Source organism: Arthrobacter sp. Y3225116 (genome assembly GCF_059091245.1).
On record NZ_JBNHGL010000345.1, the window covers coordinates 1 to 2,417 of the forward strand.

3 protein-coding genes are annotated in these 2,417 nt (G+C 71.7%); all 3 read left to right on the forward strand.

Annotated elements, in window-relative coordinates:
- On the forward strand, nt 1–951 hold a 951-nt coding region (locus AC5RV2_RS17125; RefSeq protein ID WP_494093335.1), incomplete at its 5' end, for a DUF8094 domain-containing protein.
- A gap of 79 nt (nt 952–1,030) precedes the next feature.
- On the forward strand, nt 1,031–1,990 hold the full coding sequence (locus tag AC5RV2_RS17130) for a tetratricopeptide repeat protein (protein WP_494093336.1): 960 nt from the start codon (nt 1,031–1,033) through the stop codon (nt 1,988–1,990).
- Nucleotides 1,991–2,417: oxidoreductase (locus tag AC5RV2_RS17135; RefSeq protein WP_494093337.1), on the forward strand; the 427-nt coding region annotated here is incomplete at its 3' end.

The window sequence follows — 2,417 nt, forward strand, 5'->3', positions numbered from 1 at the left end:
CTGGCCTCCGGCGCCGTGCTTCCCGCCCACGCAGCCTCTCCAGCCGCCCCGTCCCAGGACGCCGGGGAAGCCGCCGGCCACCCGGTGGTGCTGGAGGGCCAACTGACCCGGATCATGGACTCGGTGGCAAAGGCGGTCTCGGACGCGGACTCGGCGCGGGATTCCGGCAAGCTGAAGCCGCGGGTCGCCGGGGCCGCCCTGACCGTCCGCGAGGCCAACTACAAGGTGCGGGCTGAAAACGGCGAGGCTGCGGCTCCCGTTCCGGTGGCTGCCGGGCCGATCCTGACCTCGATGGTCAGCACGAGTGCCGACTGGCCGCGGACGGTCGTGACGGTCACGGAGGGCGAGGACAATCCGGTGCCGCAGGTCATCGTGCTGGTGCAGCAGGATCCGCGCTCGAACTACCGGATGGTGGGCGCGCTCCAGATGCTGCCGGGCACCACCTTCCCGCAGGTCTCCACCGAGAGCGGCGGGACGCCGGCCGTGGCGCCGGATGCCGAGGAAGGCCTGCTGTACGCGCCGCAGGCGGCGGTGAAAATGGTCGCGGAGAACCTCGACGACGGCAAGCACAAGGACGCGATCGGAAAGAACACCTTCTCCGAGCAGATCCAGGCGTTCCAAAAAGACCAGGTGAAATCCAACGAAAACGCGGACATCTCCTTCAGCCGCAGCGTCGACGACGGCTCGCTGCGGGCGCTGCGCACCGCCGACGGCGGCGCCGTGGTGTTCGGCCACATGGAGTCGGTGATGAGCAGCGTGCCGGCCGAAGCCGGCGCCACCGTGGAACTCTCGCCCGAGTTCGCGGCGCTGGCCGGGGAGGACTCGACCACGGAAGGCGTGGACGTGACCTACGGCGAGTCCGTCTTCCTGTACGTGCCGCCGGCCGGCTCCGACGACCGGCTCACCCTGGTGGGCGTTGCCCAGGGCCTGGTGGACGCCGAACTGAAGTAGCCCCGGGCCGACCGGGCCGCGCCGCCGGCCCGATCGGGCAAAATTCCGGACGCCGACCGAGACGTATTAGTGTGATGTTATGACCACTCCAACTCCAGGACAGGGCCCCGCGCCGTCTTCCGTCAGCCTCCGCGGCGCCGTCGACCTGTCCGCGCTGAAAAAGCCGCAGCCGCCGGCGGGAGGCATGCCGGCCGCCGGCGCGCCGGCAGCGGGTGAAGGCGAAGCTCCGGGCTACATCGTCGAGGTCAACGAGCAGAGCTTCCAGCCGCTCGTCCAGCTGTCCGCACAGGTCCCCGTGATCGTGGAACTGACCGCGTCGTGGAGCGACCTGGCGCAGCAGTTGGCCTCCGCCATGGCGGAGGTGGCGAACGAGTTCGCCGGCCGCTTTGTGCTGGCCCGGGTTGACGTCGATGCCAGTCCCGGCATCGCCCAGGCCTTCCAGCTGCAGAGCGTGCCGGCCGCCGTGGCGCTTCTGAAGGGGCAGCCGATCCCGCTGTTCCAGGGGGCGGCGACGGCCGACGAGCTGCGGCAGTTCGTCAACGAGCTGCTCAAGGTGGCACAGGCCAACGGCGTCACCGGCACCGCGCCCGGTGCGGGGGAGGCCCCGGCCGAGGAAGAGAAGCCGCTGCCGCCGCTTCACCAGGAAGCGTTCGAGGCCATCGAGGCCGGCGACTTTGATCGCGCCGCCGCGGCGTACCAGAAGGCGCTGGCCGAGCAGCCGGCGGACGACGAGGCGCGCACCGGCCTGTACCAGGTCCAGCTGCTGCAGCGGCTGCAGGGGGCCGATGCGGCCGGGCTGCGCGCCGCTGCCGCCGACCGGCCCGACGACCTGCAGGCCCAGCTGGCCGTCGCCGACCTGGACGTCTCGGGCGGCCACGTCGAGGACGCCTTCGCCCGCCTGGTGGGTTTCATCAGCCGCCACGCCGGGGATGAACGGGAGGCCGCCCGGGCCCGCCTCGTGGAGCTGTTCGACGTGGTGGGCAGCACCGACCCGCGGGTGTCCAAGGCACGCCAGGCTCTGGCCAGGGCGCTCTTCTAAATGGCGCAGGCTGTGGCCGGCGGCCTGTTCGAGCCGCTGAAACTGCGCGGTCTGCAGCTCCTGCACCGCGGCTGGGTGGCGCCGATGTGCCAGTACTCGGTGCGGCGCGGGGACGCGCCCGGGACGCCGAACGACTGGCACCTGATGCATCTGGGCCAGTTCGCCGCCGGCGGGGCCGCGCTGATCCTCACCGAGGCGACAGCGGTTGACGCGGCCGGCCGGATCAGTCCCGAGGACACCGGCATCTGGACCGACGACCAGGCCCAGGCGTGGGGTAGGATCACGGAGTTCGTGCACCGCTACGGCTCGGCGGACACCAAGATCGGGATCCAGCTGGCCCACGCCGGCCGCAAGGCGTCGACCTACGCGCCCTTCGCCCCGAAATCCGGCTCCGTGCCGCCCGCCGAGGGCGGCTGGCGGACCGTGG

Bases quoted from the DNA above. Each gene is read 5' to 3' on its own strand.
- AC5RV2_RS17130 (WP_494093336.1), top strand. From the start codon at position 1,031: ATGACCACTCCAACTCCAGGACAGGGCCCCGCGCCGTCTTCCGTCAGC.